Genomic DNA, 1,187 nt, shown 5'->3' on the forward strand with positions numbered 1-1,187 from the left:
CGACCCGCCTGCCGGTTGAGGCGGTCCGCCGGGGTGGACGGGCCGGGGTGGACGGGCCGGGCGTCACAGCAGGCGGACGCCGCGCTCGGCGAGGTACTCGACCGGGTCCACGTCCGAGCCGTAGTCGCGCGTGCTGCGCACCTCCAGGTGCAGGTGCGGCCCGGTGACCCGGCCGGTGGCCCCGGTGTCGCCCAGGCGGGTCCCGCCGCGCACCTTCGCACCCTCCTTGACGGCCAGCTCGGACAGGTGCGCGAACAGGACGAAGTGGCCGTCGTCCATCGCCACCATCACGGCCTTGCCGTAGTCGCCGTAGGTACGGGCGACCTCCACCGTGCCGGGCCCCACCGAGGTGACCGGAACACCGGACGGCACCGCGAAGTCGATACCGGTGTGGCGGCCGGCGAGCCAGTCGCCCGGAATGCCGTAGGCCGCGGAGACGGGGTAACTCGCCGCGAGCGGCTTGGCGAACGCTCCCGGCGGACCGACCCGGCGACCGGGTGCCTGCGCCTCTTCCGCGGCCGTTCCGGCGGCGGCCGGCGCCGCGGCGCCGAGGACCGGAACCAGCCCCAGAGCCACCAGCGCACCCCCGCGCGCGAGCATCGCGCGACGGGTCAACGCCCCGCGCCCGCCTTCATCCTGTGTACACATGCGACCGTCCTCCCATGCAGCGACGCCATCACTCTGAGGACACGTCAGATGGTGGACCACTGCACGTCGTGGGCGACGCGGCAACCGCCCGAACGGCGTAGCGGGACGCCGTGAGGGACGGTCAACTGTTATGTGCTGAAGGGAAGTTGGGAAACCCGGCAGCCGGTCCGGAGACCCGGACCGTACAGGTGAATGGAATAGACCACTCACCCCGTACGCACCTCACGGACCGTCACCCCCGCACCAGCACCCGACAGAAGGCGTCCGCCGGGCAGCGATCCGGCCTCCGGACCGACGAACGCCCAGCTCAGCGGGGTGACCGAGCAGACACCGGCAGAGGGAAGGCGGCAGGCGGGTGGCGGCCCGGGCGTCCGCCGACCGCTGCGGTGGGGCGTCGATCGGCTCAGTCGCACCACCACAGCACGCAGCCGCCACCGGGGGTGGGGTCCGGATCGGGGTCCGGGTCCGGGTCGGGGGGGGCCTCCGTGGTGGGCGTCGGGGTCGGCGGCCTCGGCACGGAGACCGTCGGCGGCGGCGCG

At 74.1% G+C, this 1,187-nt stretch carries 1 protein-coding gene; it reads right to left on the reverse strand.

From position 1 onward, the window contains the following. Window positions 1-63: 63 nt before the first annotated feature. Window positions 64-648, reverse strand: coding sequence for a M23 family metallopeptidase (locus ACYVE9_RS27570; protein ID WP_461030613.1), 585 nt, complete (start codon window positions 646-648; stop codon window positions 64-66). Window positions 649-1,187 lie beyond the last annotated feature (539 nt).

It is taken from the genome of Streptomyces sparsus, assembly GCF_054776295.1.

What these genes read in the sequence shown, in the direction of transcription:
- ACYVE9_RS27570 (WP_461030613.1), bottom strand. Translation starts at nt 648, where the DNA reads ATGTGTACACAGGATGAAGGCGGGCGCGGGGCGTTGACCCGTCGCGCG.